This is a genomic window from Pseudomonas sp. LBUM1645, assembly GCF_059716185.1.
In genome coordinates this window covers 4235850-4254534 of the sequence record NZ_CP166811.1, presented here as the reverse complement: position 1 = coordinate 4254534, position 18685 = coordinate 4235850, and the positions used below count along the sequence as shown (strand labels likewise).

At 57.7% G+C, this 18685-nt stretch carries 15 protein-coding genes; 12 read left to right on the top strand and 3 right to left on the bottom strand.

Translation table 11 applies throughout. The features are described 5' to 3' along the window. Positions 1–57: 57 nt before the first annotated feature. Together ACA079_RS18925 and ACA079_RS18920 are read left to right on the top strand one after the other, a co-directional pair. The gene (locus ACA079_RS18925; RefSeq protein ID WP_497700469.1) at positions 58–924 is read left to right on the top strand and encodes a LysR family transcriptional regulator; all 867 of its coding nucleotides are present in this window, start codon (positions 58–60) and stop codon (positions 922–924) included. Between the two features lie 267 nt (positions 925–1191). After that, the gene (locus ACA079_RS18920) at positions 1192–2751 is read left to right on the top strand and encodes a TerC family protein (protein WP_497700468.1); all 1560 of its coding nucleotides are present in this window, start codon (positions 1192–1194) and stop codon (positions 2749–2751) included. A 68-nt stretch (positions 2752–2819) separates the two neighbouring features. Here the strand turns inward: ACA079_RS18920 and ACA079_RS18915 are convergent, their stop codons facing one another. After that, a complete protein-coding gene (locus ACA079_RS18915) occupies positions 2820–3251 on the bottom strand; it encodes a thioredoxin family protein (protein WP_497700467.1) in 432 nt (143 codons plus the stop codon). 342 nt (positions 3252–3593) lie between these two features. Here ACA079_RS18915 and ACA079_RS18910 point away from each other — a divergent pair, with 342 nt between their 5' ends. The 8 genes from ACA079_RS18910 (at position 3594) to ACA079_RS18875 (ending at position 10299) form a co-directional block, all read left to right on the top strand. After that, positions 3594–4442 (top strand): transporter substrate-binding protein, encoded by an 849-nt coding sequence (locus ACA079_RS18910; protein WP_497700466.1) that lies wholly within the window; start codon positions 3594–3596, stop codon positions 4440–4442. Positions 4443–4494: 52 nt separating this feature from the next. After that, complete coding sequence (locus tag ACA079_RS18905) at positions 4495–5157, top strand: amino acid ABC transporter permease (protein ID WP_008015908.1); 663 nt, start codon at positions 4495–4497, stop codon at positions 5155–5157. Between the two features lie 8 nt (positions 5158–5165). Further along, positions 5166–5828, top strand: coding sequence for an amino acid ABC transporter permease (locus ACA079_RS18900; protein WP_253428635.1), 663 nt, complete (start codon positions 5166–5168; stop codon positions 5826–5828). Beyond that, a complete protein-coding gene (locus tag ACA079_RS18895; protein ID WP_497700465.1) occupies positions 5825–6631 on the top strand; it encodes an amino acid ABC transporter ATP-binding protein in 807 nt (268 codons plus the stop codon). Before ACA079_RS18900 ends, ACA079_RS18895 begins: the two co-directional genes overlap by 4 nt. Positions 6632–6661: 30 nt before the next feature. Beyond that, the gene (locus ACA079_RS18890) at positions 6662–7051 is read left to right on the top strand and encodes a RidA family protein (protein WP_108217295.1); all 390 of its coding nucleotides are present in this window, start codon (positions 6662–6664) and stop codon (positions 7049–7051) included. Positions 7052–7201: 150 nt separating this feature from the next. After that, a complete protein-coding gene (locus ACA079_RS18885) occupies positions 7202–7966 on the top strand; it encodes an IclR family transcriptional regulator (RefSeq protein WP_033061664.1) in 765 nt (254 codons plus the stop codon). Between the two features lie 39 nt (positions 7967–8005). Beyond that, positions 8006–9223 (top strand): amino acid deaminase, encoded by a 1218-nt coding sequence (locus tag ACA079_RS18880; RefSeq protein ID WP_497700464.1) that lies wholly within the window; start codon positions 8006–8008, stop codon positions 9221–9223. Positions 9224–9363: 140 nt separating this feature from the next. Continuing rightward, the gene (locus ACA079_RS18875) at positions 9364–10299 is read left to right on the top strand and encodes a sugar kinase (RefSeq protein ID WP_497700463.1); all 936 of its coding nucleotides are present in this window, start codon (positions 9364–9366) and stop codon (positions 10297–10299) included. 104 nt (positions 10300–10403) lie between these two features. Here the strand turns inward: ACA079_RS18875 and ACA079_RS18870 are convergent, their stop codons facing one another. After that, on the bottom strand, positions 10404–10679 hold the full coding sequence (locus ACA079_RS18870) for a peptidylprolyl isomerase (RefSeq protein ID WP_007898282.1): 276 nt from the start codon (positions 10677–10679) through the stop codon (positions 10404–10406). Between the two features lie 69 nt (positions 10680–10748). Next, positions 10749–13286, bottom strand: coding sequence for a hybrid sensor histidine kinase/response regulator (locus ACA079_RS18865; RefSeq protein WP_497700462.1), 2538 nt, complete (start codon positions 13284–13286; stop codon positions 10749–10751). A 120-nt stretch (positions 13287–13406) separates the two neighbouring features. Here ACA079_RS18865 and ACA079_RS18860 point away from each other — a divergent pair, with 120 nt between their 5' ends. After that, entirely contained in the window at positions 13407–14516 is a 1110-nt protein-coding gene (locus ACA079_RS18860; protein WP_497700461.1) for a PilT/PilU family type 4a pilus ATPase, read from the top strand. 317 nt (positions 14517–14833) lie between these two features. Further along, complete coding sequence (locus tag ACA079_RS18855) at positions 14834–18685, top strand: hypothetical protein (protein WP_497700460.1); 3852 nt, start codon at positions 14834–14836, stop codon at positions 18683–18685.

Below are 18685 nucleotides of genomic sequence, written 5' to 3'. Positions count from 1 at the left end.
GCTACTTTCCTTGTTAGGTACGCCTTGTCACTTCATTACCTTTGAGCTAACGCACCGATGGATATTCGCCATTTTCGCTATTTCCTCGCCGTTGCCCGGCAAGGCAACTTCACCCGCGCCGCCGAACAACTCGGTATCGCACCGCCAACCTTGACTCGACAGATCCAGGACATGGAAAACGAACTCGGCACGCGATTGTTCGTGCGCCAGACACGAGAAGTCAGCCTGACCGAGGCCGGCGCCGCGCTGTTGATCGAGGCCGAGGCGACGGTGCGGCAATTCGAATACGCTCAGTACAACGCCCAGCGTGCCGGGCGCGGGGATATTGGCCATATCGAGCTGGGTTACGTGGCTTCGGCGGTGTATTCGGGCTTGCTGCAGAAACAGGTGCAAGCCTTCAGCCGCGAGTGTCCAGACGTCAGCCTCAACGTACGGGAAAGTCCCATGGCGTCATTGCCGGTGATGGTGGTCGAGGGGCGTTTCGATATTGGCTATGTCCGCTCACCCATGACCTTGCCGGAAGGCCTGGATGCCATTCGCCTGGACGCAGAAGGTTTTGTGCTGGCGGTGTCGGCCGAGTCCTGGCTGTGCCGATTGCCAGAGATTGGTCCGGAACATTTGCAGAACGAGACGTTCATCCTGCCGGAGCAAATCAGCGGCACCTTGCAAGTCGCTGCCGAAGGCGGATTTGCGCCGAAACTGGGTGCGCAACCGGGTGGGTTGGTGGCGGTCATTGCGTTGGTGTCGTTGGGGCAGGGCGTGGCGGTGGTGCCAGAATCGGTGGTCGGGCATGTCAGTCTGCCGGGTGTCTTGTACCGGCCGATAAATGGGTGTGAGGCGAGCTCCTGGTTGTCGTTGATCTATCGGCGATTCGAAAAATCACCGGCGGTGGCGAGGTATATCGAGCAGGTCAAAAATCGCTGATTACAGATTTTGTAATGATTTCCAACTGTAGGAAATGTCGCTTTCACCTGTACGCTTCAAGGCCTTTTTCCTTTCAGGACGTGCATGAACACCCTCTCGGAGCCTCCCGGTTATCCTTTCTCCTCGCGCTACTACGCGGTCTTGATGCACGCGAAACACCCAGTCTTTCGACTTCTGAATACCTTTTACATTGCAGTTCCACGGCCTCCGCGCCGCGCCTTGCCGTGCCCGGCATTCTGAATTCACTGAAGAGATCGAGACATTTTTATGGAATGGATAGCTGACCCTACCGCTTGGCTGGGCCTGTTGACGTTGATTGTGCTAGAGCTGGTGCTGGGCATCGACAACCTGGTGTTTATCGCAATCCTCGCCGACAAACTGCCGCCCGAGCAGCGCGATCGTGCGCGGCTCATCGGTTTGTCCCTGGCGTTGCTGATGCGCCTGGGCCTGCTGGCGAGTATTTCCTGGTTGGTCACCCTGACTCAGCCGCTGTTCGAGGTGTTCGACAAGAGCTTCTCCGGCCGCGACCTGATCATGCTGTTCGGTGGTGTGTTCCTGTTGTTCAAAGCCACCATGGAATTGCATGAGCGGCTCGAAGGCCATGTCGGCCAGCGCTCGTCAAACGCGGCTTACGCGCTGTTCTGGCCGATCGTGGCGCAGATTGTTGTGCTCGATGCGGTGTTCTCTCTGGATGCGGTGATTACCGCTGTGGGCATGGTCGATGAACTGGCGGTGATGATGATCGCGGTGATTATTTCCATCGGCCTGATGATCGTCGCCAGCAAGCCGCTGACCCGTTTCGTCAACGAACACCCGACGGTGATCATGCTGTGTCTGGGCTTCCTGATGATGATCGGCTTCGCGCTGACCGCTGAAGGCCTGGGGTTCCACATTCCGAAGGGTTACCTGTATGCGGCCATCGGTTTCTCGATCCTGATCGAGATCTTCAACCAGATCGCCCGGGCTCGCCGCAAAAAATCCTTGCAGGGCCTGCGACCGATGCGTGAACGCACGGCCCACGCCGTGATGCGTTTGCTCGGTGGCCGCAAGCTGGCGGTGGAGGAGGTCGGCGAGGAGATTGCCGACATGCTGGACAACGGTGAAGCACCGAGCGCCGAACTGTTCGACCGTCGCGAGCGAGTGATGATCAGCGGTGTGCTGCAACTCGCCGAGCGGCCGATCCGCACTTTGATGACCGTGCGCGCCGATGTCGATCACATCGATCTGTCCGACGATGCCGACGCCATTCGTACACGCCTGATGCATTCGTCCTATTCGCGCCTGCCGCTGATTCGCAATGGCGCAGTGGATGAGCCGCTGGGCTTCGTGCACAAGAAGGAGTTGCTCAAGGAGTACCTGGCCGGCAACTCGCCCGGTCTTGAGCATTTGGCGCGCAAGACCATCAACTTGCTGGACAGTTACTCGATCCTCAATGCCCTGGAGCAGATGCGCAAAGCCTCGACGCACATTGCGTTTGTGGTCAATGAGTTCGGTGACTTCGTCGGTGTGTTGACCATGACCGACATTCTCGAATCGATCGCTGGCGAATTGCCTGACGCCAGCGAAATCGAGGGTCCGGATGTGGTCGAGGAGAAGGGCGGATTCATGGTCAGTGGCGCGTTGAACCTGGCGCGCGTGCGACAGCGGACCGGGTTTGCGGCAGAGCCCGGCGACGACTATCAGACCCTGGCCGGACTGGTGATGAGCTTGCTGGATCGCCTGCCGATGATCGGTGACAGCCATGAGTGGGAAGGCTGGCGGATGACTGTGGTGGCGATTGAAGAGCGGCGGGTGACGCGCGTGTTGCTGGCGCGTATCGACGGGTAATTTTGCGCCGGATTTGAGGGGGCTTCGCGGGCTTGCTCGCGAAAGCGCTCTATCCGGCGACAGACAACTCAAGCCCTGCCCACCTGACGTGCCTGAGGTACAGTGCACAGGGTCCGCAGGGATTGACGCAACCACGCCAGGTCATGGCTTGGTTTGCGAGCCGTGTATCTGGGTTTCACCTTGCCAATGTGCCTGGCGAAGTCTTCTTGCAGGGTTTGCTCAGTGCCGATTCCCTTGAGCTTCTTCAGCAGCTTCCCATCCTTGTAAAACAGCACGGTCGGGGTGCCGGTGACGTCCGGGTGGCGGGGGGATTCGCTGGTGTTCAGCATGTAGATCTGCGCGTGATGCCGATACGGCTCGGCGATCAGGCGAAACACCGGTCCGGCCATTTCGCAGGCGGGACATTGCTGGCTGCCGAAGTACAGGATCACCGGGCGCCAGGTTTTCAGGGCCTTGCGGTAGACCGGGGCTAGCGCTGCATGGGTGGTTGTCGAGCTCATTGAAATCTCCTTTTTCACAGTGCGTCGAGTGCCTGTTGACGGTAAAGGAATCAGCCGCGATCAGTCTACTGTCAGAAATTACAGGTAACGCGCTGCTTCATTTTGAATCGCTACCTTTCAAATGTGGTGCAAGTACCCGTGCGTTGTGGCCAACGGTAGCGGTGCTCGACGTGTGCGTTGGGTAACAGAGTTGCCTGTGCGTTGCCCATCTTATTGATTCACCTGGTTTTTCAATCTCCCCAACATTCCCCTCACATCCTGTGGCACACTTTCTGCTGTCTATTCCGTTGTTACATACCAACGTCCGGTATAACGGAATAATATCACCCTGGAGTGCTTGCCATGCATCGCCGACCTTCCTTGTTTAAAGCGTGTTTTTTTGTTCTCGCGGCTTCGGCTGCTGCTATGGGCGTGGCCCATGCGGCGGACAGCAAGCTCGATAGCGTGCTGGCCCGCGGGAAACTGATTGTGGGCACGGGCAGTACCAATGCGCCGTGGCACTTCCAGGGAGCGGATGGCAAGTTGCAGGGTTTTGATATCGATATCGCGCGGATGGTGGCCAAGGGGTTGTTCAACGACCCAAGCAAGGTCGAGTTCGTGGTGCAGTCGTCCGATGCGCGGATTCCCAACCTGCTGACCGACAAGGTCGACATGAGTTGTCAGTTCATTACCGTCACCGCCAGTCGTGCGCAGCAAGTGGCGTTCACGCTGCCGTACTACCGCGAAGGTGTCGGCCTGCTGCTGCCGGCCAACAGCAAGTACAAGGAAATCGAAGACCTCAAAGCTGGCGGCGACAGCGTGACTGTGGCGGTGTTGCAGAACGTGTACGCCGAAGAACTGGTGCATCAGGCGTTGCCCAAGGCCAAGGTCGATCAGTACGACAGCGTTGATCTGATGTATCAGGCAGTGAACTCCGGCCGTGCCGACGCCGCGGCCACTGATCAGTCGTCGGTGAAATACCTGATGGTGCAAAACCAGGGTCGTTATCGCAGCCCGGCCTACGCGTGGAGCCCGCAGACTTACGCGTGCGCGGTCAAACGCGGCGATCAGGACTGGCTGAACTTCGTCAACACCGTTTTGCATGAAGGCATGACAGGCGTGGAGTTCCCGACCTACGCGGCCTCCTTCAAACAGTGGTTCGGCGTCGATCTGCCGTCGCCCGCCATCGGTTTCCCCGTCGAATTCAAATGATCCCGTGAGAGCGGGGCGGTCATAAATCGCCCCGTTCAAGGTACTGCTGACCATGAACTATCAGTTGAACTTTGCCGCCGTGTGGCGCGATTTCGACACCTTGCTGGCGGGGCTCGGTCTGGGTCTTGAGCTGGCGCTGGTGTCGATCGCCATCGGTTGCGTGATCGGCCTGATGATGGCGTTTGCTTTGCTGTCAAAGCACCGAGCATTGCGGGTGCTGGCGTCGGTGTATGTGACGGTGATCCGTAACACGCCAATTCTGGTGTTGATTCTGTTGATCTACTTCGCCTTGCCGAGCCTGGGGATCCGTCTGGACAAGATCCCGTCGTTCATCATCACGCTGTCGCTGTATGCCGGCGCCTATCTGACCGAAGTGTTCCGCGGCGGGTTGTTGAGCATTCCCAAGGGCCAGCGCGAAGCCGGGTTGGCCATCGGTCTGGGTGAGTGGCAGGTCAAGGCGTACGTCACCGTGCCGGTGATGCTGCGCAATGTGCTGCCGGCGCTGTCGAACAATTTCATCTCGCTGTTTAAGGACACCTCGCTGGCCGCGGCGATTGCCGTGCCGGAGCTGACCTATTACGCGCGCAAGATCAATGTCGAGAGCTACCGGGTGATTGAAACCTGGCTGGTGACCACAGCGCTCTATGTGGCGGCCTGTTACCTCATTGCCATGATGCTGCGTTACCTCGAGCAGCGTCTGGCGATTCGCCGATAGGAGGCCACATGTACGAATCCCCCAGTTGGTTGCATGAGTTGTGGGTTGCCCGGGAAGTTTTGTGGCAGGGCTTTTTGACCAGTGTGCAGGTCTCTGCCCTGGCGATTCTGTTGGGCACGATGGTCGGCATCGTCGCCGGTCTGGTGCTGACCTACGGCAAGTTCTGGATGCGCGCGCCGTTTCGGTTTTACGTCGACATCATTCGCGGCACGCCCGTGTTTGTATTGGTGCTTGCCTGCTTCTATATGGCGCCGGCGTTGGGTTGGCAGATCAGTGCCTTTCAAGCCGGTGCGTTGGGGCTGACGCTGTTTTGCGGCTCCCACGTCGCCGAGATTGTGCGCGGCGCGTTGCAAGCACTGCCCAGTGGGCAGATGGAAGCGAGCAAGGCCATCGGCCTGACGTTTTTCCAATCCCTGGGCTACGTGTTGTTGCCCCAGGCGCTGCGGCAGATCCTGCCAACCTGGGTCAATTCCTCCACCGAGATCGTCAAGGCTTCGACACTGTTGTCGGTGATCGGCGTGGCTGAGTTGTTGCTCAGCACGCAGCAGATCATCGCCCGAACCTTCATGACCCTCGAGTTTTACCTGTTCGCCGGATTTCTGTTTTTCGTCATCAACTACGCCATCGAATTACTCGGCCGGCACATTGAAAAGCGGGTGGCCTTGCCATGACTCAATCTTCGCTCTCTATCGTAAAAGAAGCTCAAAACGGTCAGCCCCTGCTGGACATTCGCGGGTTGCACAAAAAGTACGGCCAGCTCGAAGTGCTCAAGGGCGTAGACCTGACCATGCAGCGCGGCAACGTCGTGACGCTGATCGGTTCCAGCGGTTCGGGCAAGACCACGCTGCTGCGTTGCGTGAACATGCTCGAAGAGTTTCAGGGCGGGCAAATCATGCTCGATGGCGAGTCCATCGGTTATGACGAGGTCAACGGCAAGCGCGTGCGACACCCGGAAAAGGTCATCGCCCGGCATCGGGCCATGACCGGCATGGCGTTCCAGCAGTTCAACCTGTTTCCGCACCTCACGGCGTTGCAGAACGTCACCCTCGGTTTGCTCAAGGTCAAAAAGCTGCACAAGGATGAAGCGGTGGCCCTGGCGGAAAAATGGCTGGAACGGGTCGGCTTGCTGGAACGCCGCGATCACTTCCCCGGTCAGTTGTCCGGCGGTCAGCAGCAGCGCGTGGCGATTGCCCGGGCGATTGCGATGAACCCGAGCCTGATGCTGTTCGACGAAGTCACCTCGGCCCTCGACCCGGAGCTGGTCGGCGAAGTGCTGAACGTGATCAAGGGCCTGGCCGATGAAGGCATGACCATGTTGCTGGTCACCCACGAAATGCGCTTCGCCTTCGAGGTTTCGGACAAGATCGTCTTCATGAATCAGGGACGAATCGAAGAGCAGGGGCCACCCAAGGAGCTGTTCGAACGCCCGCAATCACCGCGCCTGGCAGAATTTCTCAAGAACACGCGTTTTTAAATATCCACTTTTCAATCAGGAGAATTATTCATGAGCATTACTCGTTACGGCACCGGCAGCACCGCCGCTGGCGGTCAGCCTCGTCCTTTCGCCCGCGCCGTTGAAGCCGATGGCTGGCTGCACGTCTCCGGGCAAGTACCGGCGCTGGATGGCGAGATCATTACTGGCGGCATCGTCGAGCAGACCCACCAGACCATGAAGAACCTGATCGCGATTCTCGAAGAGGCCGGTTATGGCCTGGAAGACGTGGTGCGTGCTGGCGTGTGGCTGGAGGATCCGCGGGATTTCACCAGTTTCAACAAGGTCTTCTCCGAGTACTTCAAACCCGAGCACGCTCCGGCCCGGGCCTGTGTGCAGGCGAATATGATGGTCGATTGCAAGGTCGAGATTGACTGCATCGCGTACAAGAAAAAGGCCTGAACCGAGAGTGCGGCTGATTGGCCCTTGTAGGAGCTGCCGAAGGCTGCGATCTTTTGGCGTTTTTGGACGAGTCGCAAGAGCGAGATCAAGATCAAAAGATCGCAGCCTGCGGCAGCTCCTACGAGGGCGACTTTGAATGGGAACACTGACATGACCGAAGACACCATCAAGCGCCGGGCTCGCGGTCTGGACCGGGCGTTCGATATCCTCGATTTCCTCAAGGAAGTCGGCAAGCCCCTGCGCCCGAACGAAATCGCCAGCGGCATCGGCAGCCCGAAATCCACGGTCTACGAATTGGTTGCCTCCCTGCTGGAGCGACGGATTCTGGAGGCCGTGGGCAAGGACGGTCACGTCTACCTCGGCCGTCAGCTGTACTTCCTCGGGCAAGCGCATTTACGCCATTTCGACCTGACTCGCGAGGCCGATCATGCCTTGCAAGAGATCGTCAGCCAGACCCGCGAAACCGCGCAGATGTGCCTGCTCAACGGACGAAAATACACCGTGGCCTTGATGAAAGAGGGCGAGCGGCACTTCCGCATTTCCTCGGACATCGGCGAGAACGCACCAATCCCCTGGACCGCTTCCGGGCGCCTGCTGCTGGCGCACTTGAGCGACCAGGAAATCGTCGACCTGATTGATCACGACGATTTCATCCTGCCCAACGGCGAACGCCTGCCGCTTGAACAGTTTCTCGGTGAAATCCGTCAGGCCGCTATCGATGGCTTCTTCTCTTTCGATAGTGTTGCCGACACCTTTACCCATTGCTTCGCCGCCCCGGTCAAAGACCCGAACGGCGTGGCCATTGCGACCCTGTGCATCGTCGCCCCACGGGCCGATGCCAAGAACAATTACAACGACTATCGCCGGGTGCTGATCGACAGTGCCAACAGCCTGGCCCGTCGCATCAACGAATAACAGCGGCTGCCTGCGGCCGCGAATGTGAGGAGTTCGACCATGTTTTCTGCCAAAAATACTGCCACCGTGGAAAAGGGCTTTGCCCACACAGGCGCCAATCTTGTGCGCGACGTCAGCCTGCCTGCGCTGGTGCTGCACCGCGAAGCGCTGGAACACAACATTCGCTGGATGCAGACCTTTGTCAGCAACAGCGGTGCCGAACTCGCCCCCCACGGCAAAACCAGCATGACCCCGGCGCTGTTTCGCCGCCAACTGGACGCCGGTGCCTGGGGCATCACCCTGGCCAGCGCCACGCAAACCCGCGCGGCTTACGCCCATGGCGTGCATCGGGTGCTGATGGCCAACCAATTGGTCGGTACGCCGAACATGGCGTTGATCGCCGATCTGCTGGCCGATCCGGCCTTCGATTTCCATTGCATGGTCGATCACCCGGACAACGTCGCTGACCTCGGCGCGTATTTCGCCTCGCGCGGTGTGCGCTTGAACGTGATGATCGAGTACGGCGTGGTCGGCGGTCGTTGCGGTTGCCGCACGGAAGACGAAGTGGTCGCGCTGGCCAAAGCCATTGCTGCACAACCGGCCCTGGCGCTGACCGGGATCGAAGGTTACGAAGGGGTGATTCACGGCGATCACGCGGTGAGCGGCATCCGTGCGTTCGCTGATTCTTTGGTGCGCCTGGCCGTGCAATTGCAGGACAGCGGCGCGTTCGCCATTCCCAAGCCGATCATCACTGCGTCGGGTTCGGCGTGGTACGACTTGATCGCTGAATCCTTCGAAGCGCAGAACGCCGGCGGGCGTTTCCTCAGTGTGCTGCGTCCCGGCAGCTACGTGGCGCACGATCACGGCATCTACAAAGAAGCGCAATGCTGCGTGCTCGACCGCCGCAGTGATCTGCACGAAGGCCTGCGCCCGGCACTGGAAGTCTGGGCTCACGTGCAGTCGTTGCCGGAACCGGGCTTTGCGGTGATCGCCCTGGGTAAACGCGACGTGGCTTACGACGCCGGGTTGCCGGTGCCGTTACTGCGTTACAAGGCGGGCGTGGTGCCGGCGACGGGCGATGATGTCAGCGCCTGCAAGGTGACGGCAGTGATGGACCAGCATGCGTTCATGACTGTGGCGCCGGAGGTTGAGTTGCGGGTCGGGGACATCATTTCCTTTGGTACTTCGCACCCGTGCCTGACGTTCGACAAGTGGCGTATCGGGTGTCTGGTGGATGAGCAGCTGAATGTCATCGAGACCATGGAAACCTGTTTCTAAGGTTTGAGACCGAGGCGCGGCCATCGCGAGCAAGCTCGCTCCCACATGGGATCTTCAGTGTTCACACAATCCCTGTGGGAGCGAGCTTGCTCGCGATGACGGTCGGCCAGACAACACAGAAACACCAGAGACCCCACAACATGAACACCATCAGCACTCTCGGCCCCAACACCCCGCGCATCGCCCTGATCGGCGAGTGCATGATCGAGTTGCAGCAACGCGCCGACGGCAGCCTGCAACAGAGTTTCGGTGGCGATACCTTGAACACGGCGGTCTACCTGTCCCGGGAGCTGGGCGAGGGCGGCACAGTGGATTACGTCACCGCCTTGGGTGACGACAGTTTCAGCGATGCCATGTGCCAGAGCTGGGCGGACGAAAACATCGGGCTCGGTATGGTCCAGCGCTTGCCCGGCCGATTGCCCGGCTTGTATTGCATCCAGACTGACGCTGCCGGCGAACGGCGTTTTCTTTACTGGCGCAACGAGGCGGCAGTCCGTGATTGTTTCACTACCCCGGCCGCCGCGCCGATCCTGGCGGCGCTGCCGGATTACGACGTGCTGTATTTCAGCGGCATCACTCTGGCGATATTGGGTGTGCAAGGTCGGGAGAAGTTACTGGAAACCCTGATCGAAGCCCGGCAGCGGGATGCGCGGATCGTGTTCGACAACAACTACCGGCCACGTTTATGGGCGTCGATCGAGGACGCACGAGCGGTCTATCGCAGCGTTCTGCCCTATGTCGACCTCGCGTTGCTGACCGTCGACGATGAACAAGCGCTGTTTCATTTTTCCGATTGCGCAGCGGTGTTTGCGGCTTACGAGCAGATTGGCACGCCTGAGGTGGTACTCAAACGTGGCGCCGAGGCGTGTCTGATTCGTTGTGATGGAGAGTCATTTGAAGTGCCGGCGCAGGTGGTCGAGCGAGTGGTGGACACCACGGCGGCGGGGGATTCATTTAGCGCGGCGTATTTGGCCAGTCGCCTGAAAGGCGGCAGCCCGGTTGAGGCTGCTGAAGCGGGGCATCGCTTGGCGAGTCGGGTGATTCAGGTGCCGGGGGCACTGATCCCCAAAGACTGAACGCGACCCCCTGTAGGAGCTGCCGCAGGCTGCGATCTTTTGATTTACAAGAGCAAGATCAAGATCAAAAGATCGCAGCCTGCGGCAGCTCCTACAGTGATTCTTCAATCCCGGTAAAACACCTGCACCAGGTGATAGCCAAACTTGCTCTTGATTGGCCCGTGCACCACGCGCAGCGGTTTTTTGAAGATCACCGCATCGATCACCCCGACCATCTGCCCGGGCCGCACTTCACCCAGGTCGCCGCCGCGCTTGCCGGACGGGCAGGTGGAATACTTCTTGGCCAGCACATCGAAGGCTTCGCCCTTGGCGATGCGTTGTTTGAGCTGTTCGGCTTCTTCCGAGGTTTTTACCAGAATATGGCGGGCTTGAGCTTTCATTGGGGCAGGTACCTTGCAACGGTGGTGGCTATGTTGGTGCCAGCGGGGGGCGCGCGATTATGCCTTAACTCAGTCCGGTTGACCGATCATCTCGCGAATCTTGTTGGCCAACAGGTCAATGGAAAAGGGCTTGGCCACCATGTCCATGCCTTCCTCCAGAAAGCCCTGGCGCTCGGCGGCTTTTTCCGCGTAACCGGTCATGAACAGCACTTTGAGTTCGGGGCGGTGCTGGCGCGCAATTTCCGCCAGTTGCCGACCATTCATCCCCGGCAGCCCGACGTCGGTGACCAGCAAATCGACTCGCAGGTCGGATTCCAGCAGGGGCAGTGCGGTCTTCGCGTCTTTGGCTTCATGGGCGTGGTAACCCAGCTCGTTGAGCAGGTCGAGCACCAGCATGCGCACCGCCGGGTCGTCCTCCACCAGCACCACGGTTTCACCGGCAATTGCGGCCGGTGCCTCGCTGGTGACCGGCATCAGGACGTTTTCGGGCTCTGCGGCGTGCAGCCGCGGCAGGTACAGACGAACGCTGGTGCCTTGGCCCGGCAAGCTGAACAGGCTGACATGACCGCCTGACTGCTGGGCAAATCCATAGATCATCGACAGCCCAAGACCGGTGCCCTGGCCGATGGGTTTGGTGGTGAAGAACGGGTCGAAGGCCTTGGCCAGCACCGACGGTGTCATGCCGCTACCGTTGTCGCTGACGGCAATCATCAGGTAATCCCCGGCCTTGACCGGTTCCAGGGTGTTGATGTCACTGCTGTCGAGGTAAACGTTGGCGGTTTCAATCCGCAACTCGCCGCCATCGGGCATGGCGTCTCGGGCGTTGATCACCAGATTCAGCAGGGCATTTTCCAGCTGGCTGACGTCGGTGCTGACCGGCCAGACGTCATCGGCCAGTTGCAGTTTGAGCTCGATGTGATCGCCCTTGGTCCGACTGAGTAGATCTTCCAGGGAATGGATCAGATCATTGGCGTTCAGCGGCTTGCGGTCCAGTGACTGACGCCGGGAAAACGCCAGCAGGCGATGGGTCAGGGCGGCGGCGCGGTTGGCCGAGGACACGGCCGCTTCGGTGAAACGGCCCACCTCGGCGGCACGCCCGTCGGCGATGTAGCGCTGCATCAAGTCGAGGCTGCCGATGATCCCGGTGAGCATATTGTTGAAGTCATGGGCGATGCCACCGGTGAGCTGGCCGAGTGCTTCCATCTTCTGCGCATGGCGCAACGCCTCTTCGGCGCGCTCGCGTTCGAACATCTCGTTCTGCAGTCGCTGGTTGGCTTCGGCCAACTGTTGGGTGCGGGCGGCGACTCGTTCTTCAAGCGTTTCGTTGAGATTGCGCAGGGCTTCTTCGGTCTGTTTGCGCTCGGTTTCGTCGATCACAAAGATGTAGAAACCATTCACCGCACCATCCGCGCCGTGGCGCGGCAAGTAGTTCATCAGGGCATGGCGGATGCTGCCGTCACGGTGCGGGGTGCGGATGCTGAAACAACAAGGTTTGCCGGACAGCGCCTGGGCGATGTACTCGGCGCGCAAGGCATAGGCTTTTTCACCCAGTACTTCACGGATGGTTTTGCCAAAGAGCTCCTGAGGCGTCAGCCCGTACCAGTCGAGGTAGGCCGCATTGTTCAGGCGAAAGCGTTCCTCGCGGTCCACGTAGCTGATCAGGATCGGCATGGCGTTGATGATCAGTTGCAGCTCGGTCTGACTTTGTCGCAAGGCTTGTTCTGTGTGTTTTCGTTCGGTCAGGTCGAGGGCGGCGCCGAGGAAGCGGATCGGCCGGCCATGGTGATCCTTGTAGCAACGACCCCGGGCAAACACCCAGCGCAGCTGACCGTCGGCTTGCAGCAGGCGATATTCCTCGGCGTACTCGGTGCCGTGGGTGATGGAGTGCTTGATGCTGCGGGCGACCATGGCGCGGTCTTCCGGGTGCACCCCCTGAAGGTAGGCGCTGATGGGCAACTGATTGGCGAGCAACGGGTCGATGCCGTGTAATTGGGCGAAGTGGGTGTCGGCAATGAAGCGGTCTTCGTTGATGTCCCAGTCCCAGGTGCCGACGGCGTCGGTGGCCGCGAGGGCCAGTTGCAGACGCTCCTCGGTTTCGTGCTGGGCCTTGAGGCTGGCGGCCGAACGCTGCTCGAGTTCGAGGGCGATGCGTCGGCGTTCGTTGGTTTCGATGGCCGTGACCAGAATCCCGGCGACCTGGGCGCTTTCATCGCGGATGGGGCTGTAGGTCAGGTCCAGCCAGAAGTCGGAATCATGGTCATCACGCTGCAAGGTGAAGCGCTGTTCGCTGTAGGTCCGCACCTGCCCTTGTAGGACGGCGCTGTAAATGGGGTCGGTAAAGTCTTTTAACTCAGGCCAGACCAGGTGTGTCGGCTGTCCGAATGCGTGTGGATGCTTGCTGCCGGCGAGCAGCGCGAAGCCGTCGTTGTAGATCTGTGTGAGCTGCGGGCCCCACAGCAACAGCATGGGCATCGGCGAATGAATCACGATATCCACGGCGGTTCGCAGGCTCTGCGGCCAGGTACTGGCGGCGCCCAGCGGACTGCGTCTCCAGTCCAGTCGGGCAATCAAGGCCTGGGCATCGCTGCCGGTCGGTGATGCGTTCATCAAGATGTCCTGCACTTAAGTCGGTGTAACGGTGTCAACTATCCTTGTACCGCAGTAGACGCTGGATGACCCGTTTTGGGTCATTTTTATTCATTGAATGCTTCGCGGGTGCTTTTTGCCATGGAAATCGATGCACTGTTAAGGCTCCTGGCCAGCCAGAATGGCTCCGATCTTTTTCTGTCCACCGGTGCGCCACCCAGCGCACGGTTCGAGGGTGTGCTCAAACCCTTGGACGATCAGCCGTTCAAACCGGGAGAAGTCGCGGCCATTGCCGCGTCCATCATGGACGCCGAACAGCGTCTGGAGTTCGATCGGGACCTGGAGATGAACCTGGCGATCTCTTTGACCGGTGTCGGGCGCTTTCGGGTCAATATCTTCAAACAACGCAACGATGTGTCGATTGTGGCGCGCAATATCAAACTCGACATTCCGCGTTTCGAAGACCTCAAGCTGCCGCCGGTGCTGCTCGAAACGGTGATGCTCAAACAAGGACTGATGCTGTTCGTCGGCGCTACCGACTCGGGCAAGTCAACTTCTTTGGCCGCGTTGATCGACTACCGCAATCGCCACAGCAGTGGCCACATCATCACCATCGAGGACCCGGTCGAATACATCCATCGGCACAAGAAGTCGATCATCAATCAGCGTGAGGTCGGCGTTGATACCCGCAGTTTTCACGCCGCATTGAAAAATACCCTGCGCCAGGCCCCGGATGTGGTGCTGATCGGCGAAATCCGTGACCGCGAGACCATGGAACACGCGCTGGCGTTTGCCGATACCGGTCATCTGGTCATTTCCACCCTGCATGCCCACAACGCCCATCAGGCGCTGGACCGGATCATCAATTTCTTTCCCGAGGAGCGCCGGACGCAACTCCTGCATGACCTGGGCAACAATCTCAAGGCCTTCGTTTCCCAGCGATTAGTGCACACCCGGGACGGTCAGCGACGGGCGGCGGTGGAAGTGATGCTCGGGACGCCAACCATAGGCGACCTGATTCGGCGCAATGAATTGGACGAGTTAAAGGGCATTATGGAAAAGTCCGCCCAGCTGGGCATGCAGACATTTGACGGTGCGCTATTCGAGTTGGTCGCAGAAGGGGCTATCGAAGAGGAGGAGGCGTTGAAGCATGCGGATTCGGTAAACAATTTGCGCCTGCGGCTGAAAATGCACGCTGAGGCCACGCCCGGCCCCCATACACCACCGGGTGAATGGGGGCTGATGGACTGACTCCACAGGAGCTGCCTTCGACAGCTCCTTTAACAAGTTGGTTGTCGCAGGTGTTATCGGTGAGAAGAATTAAAGTATGCTGATTGTTGACTAATCGCCTGAAGTTACATCTGAAATTTTAGGGGGATGCCACCTCTGTAAGTTACTTGATTTTCGGAGCGCGGGACTTGATGGGCTGATTTTTGGCTGGCTAGTTGTACTATGGTTGGTCTGTCGGAAATGTTACTTAATAGATTGGCTCTGGATTGTTCGGCCTGGATAAGTAAGATCTGCCCAGGCTGAATAAATCAGTGAGTTAATTTATTAAGGATTGGGCTATGCATTTTGAATTAAGGGATAAGTTCTATAAGCCTCTGGGTGATTTCGGCAGGGAGAAGCAGTTGCGTCAAGACGCGGATGCAGCTGAGCGGAAATTGATTTTGGACGAACTGAAAGCTTGTCTGGCAAATTACAATGGCGACGAACCAATAGACTGGTTTGATTACGAGATGGAGTTGCAGAATGGCTCATCTTTGTATGAGGTCTATGTGCCGGGAAGCGTTCTGTTGAACGAATTGCTCAGTACGGTTGCAATAAGAAGCGCACTAACCCAGGAAAACACGGACGCCGAACTTGTTCGTGTTACCCATTCTGGCAAGCTGGAAGTGCGTACTGGCTATGGTTGGATAGATCTCGTCGCGCAGGGATATGCCCAGCGTCAGGATGTCCGAGCTTCAATGGATATCTTGGTGGACATTGCCAAAGAGGCCGGAGGTTGCCTGTGGACGGACAACTATGTGATTATCGATCAGTGGCTTCAATTTTATGGCTTCCATGTGCCAAAGACAGTTGCGCAGGTCAGAAATCTGATCGGTTACTTAGAGTTTGATAGTTCTGAAGTCGATCATTTTGGCAATTATTGGGGGCAGATCATCACCGATGATCAATCGTTAGCCGTATTGTCGGCTGAGCAACGTGCAGCTATTCGGCAGGCCACTGGCAAACTTGTAGGTGCGAACGAAAAACTGTTGGAGAAGCTAAATCGCGAAACAGGTGGCGCCCGTGTGAGGCACGATAACGCCGCCGAACGTATCGTTCAGTTGGTCATGCATCCGGCGGCCCAAGCCTGCGCCAGGGAACTCCTGAAGGAACTGGACTGGTTCGGTGCAAAATCCGGGCAAGACGTCTCTGCACAGGATCTTGCGCAACTATTGATAACGGCTATTTTGCTGGAGCTGTATCTAGAAATCGGTAGAGTTCAAGGCAGAAAGAGTATCGGCGGGCTCGATTTGTATGCCCCGACCAATGTCGAGCGATCTTCGTCGGTCGTGCGCAAGGAGCTGGAAACCGTTCTACACACAAAAGGGTGGGTGAGTCCTGTCTTGGCCCCAATGGCATCGCACCTGCTGCTGGCGGAAATCGCGCCAGAATTTCTGGTCAAGGTTGTCCCGGCGTCACTGATGATGGGCTCGGTTGGTTGGGTGTCCTTCTGCCGCGGGGTAGTGCTGGCGGAGGCGGTCAGGAAAGGGGCTTCTCGTGCGATGACGTATGCGCAAATCATGGCATATGCCGATCTGGAGCCTGTCAGTGAATCGCTGAAACATCTGCGGGATCTGGCAATGATCGATCCAATCGTTGACTGGGCGCTGATTAACGGTGTGGTGACGACGAAGGAACTCATTCCAGCGGAAAAGGAGACCACTGAACGGGCAATAACTGTGTTCCAGAAGTACGCGGAAAACTTCACGCACCTTGCCCGCGCATACTCCTGCTCCATACCAAGCAGAAAAGACATTGCACGGGCGGCGGTAAACAGAGTCGCGCCCGCTTGTGATTTCCTGGAAGAAAAAATTATCTATCAACAGCCAGGCCTATCTGCCTCACCTACCGCCATGTCCATGGTCGAGTTGCATATGTCCGGTGATTTGGTGACTGGCAATTGGGATCTACGTGGTGTTTTTCCCGACAACCAATTTTCCACGACGCCCGATTTATTGGCAGCTACTGTTAGTAGAAAAAGGCTAACTTTTTATGATCCATCCATAGTCAGTATTTACAGCCGCTATCCGCAATTGCGGCGACTGCCGTCCAATAATCATGAGTTTCACCTCCAGTTGTGGAATTATCTCGCGAATTTGAATAGTGCGGTTGTCACAAATGTGAAGTTGGCCCTTTCACACATGCTTCCCTTTGATCTGGAAACCTTTCTGAAAGGTAAGATCACTTTCTTTACCCTTCGCAGTGCGGCGGTAGAGACATCTTCCAGGAATTTGGGGGGGGCGCTTACGCGTGAAACAGACTACGAAACCCAACAAAACAAAGATGCTGTCACGGGGCGATTTGGCATTGTAATGTACGCTTCTCATGGAGGCGCTGTTTCATGCTATGAACTGTTTACCTTGCGTGGAGAACTACGTAGAAACAACACGCTAGGTGCGTTGATAACCAAAACAGGAAAATTGCAGGGCGCCGCCAGAATGGATTTCAACGGTGACCTTAATGCGAAGGTGACACCGACGCCTCTGGAATCTTTACCGATCATTCTTCGTGAATACGCTCACGGTTTTTCAGAAGCCGATTCGGCCGGCGGCATGGCGATTATTGAAAAGCTGGGTGAACTTCCCGCGCCTGCTACGCCGACGTTGCGGCAGCAGAGCATTTTTAAAAATTTTGATAATCCGCAAATTATTCGGATCGCCGAGTTCATCGTCAACAATCGTCCGGTAATAACGTTTGATGAGTTTAAAGTCGTCAACACCGTGCCAACAGAGCTTGAACGCCAGCGCAAGGACGCAGAAGAAAGAGGGAAGTACCTTGTTGATCTGATTGTTCCCTTTAAAAAGTGCATCGAGGATCTATCTTCCGGGGAGGACGATAAGATTGTCGATGGGATATATGGCTGCGTTATGGATGCCATCGCATTGGCTGGGGCGTTTTTGGGGGCTGGCGCCAAAGCACTGAGCATCTCGGCGAAGGCTATCTCCACAGCTTCCAAAGCCGCCCGTCTGACCAAGCTCGCTTTCGTCACATCTGTTTCCGTCTTCAACCCCGTGGATGGCGTGCCTACGGCATTGTTCGGAACCGGGAAACTCATCCATAAGGGGGCGCTACGCTTTAACAGGCAGGCTCAAGAGATGTTCGGACTGGCGCAGTCCCAGTTGCACAAACTCAATGGCCGTCATAAAACCTACGACCTGGTTCGCGCAGCCAAAAGCGCCGATACCACCGGACAGGGTACCTGGCGGCCCCTTGGTGCTACCGGTGAAACCTTCATAGTCATGGCGACGCGTAACAACCTTCAATGGTATGCCCTTGATAGGTTAGGCAAACCCTGGGGCCCAAAGCTAAGTCACTTCACCTTTATGGCACCCGTCCGGTTGCCGCGCTCCGTTAGGACATTGCCCGTCAGCTACACCCGGCAGTTCATTGAGCAAAGCTTGCCGCTGGCGCGTACAAAAATCGAAAACGCGATCAATGTCTTGACCAGTCATGACTTCACGAAGGAACGCAACGCAATCATCAAGGCACTGATGGGAAACAACTCGAGCGATGCATTCGAACGGTTGTTGAACTATTTGAGATTGATCAGGGCAGACTTTGCAGGTCTTTCCATTAGCAACTTTTTCCTCGATCCGCTAAAGGATACCCACCACATTGCCGCTTTCGACCCGAACGCTTACCAGCAATGGAAAGGTGCAACAGACAAATCCGCCACGACATTCATCGAAATCTATACGCCCAATCTCAACAAGCACTTCATCGGTCTGGGCTTCAACCATGACGTGGTGGCAGACGACTTGATTCATGAGGTGTTCCACGGTGCGGCACAGACTGATGATGTCAGCTATGCCCGCGATGCGGGACGCAACGGCGAAAGAGGGCAATGGCTGGATGTGGCTGCGCTGCTGAACCTGGCGTCGGGCCGTCTGCCGGTTACGGATGAGGGCCGTGCCTGTCACGCCAGTTCCAAGGCCTTTGAAAATGCTGACTCACTGGCTGTGACCACCTCGCTGCTGAGCCAGCTGTATACGGACAAGGGTAGTTATGAACTCAATATGTCCACCCTGCGCGGCGCGCTTGAAGCAAACCCCGGTAGCGCGATTGACGAGCCGGTTCTGATCACTCTGAACAACTCTATTGCGCCAAATCCCGCCAACGGAAGGCGCCCACCTGGTTCGCACATGAATTAA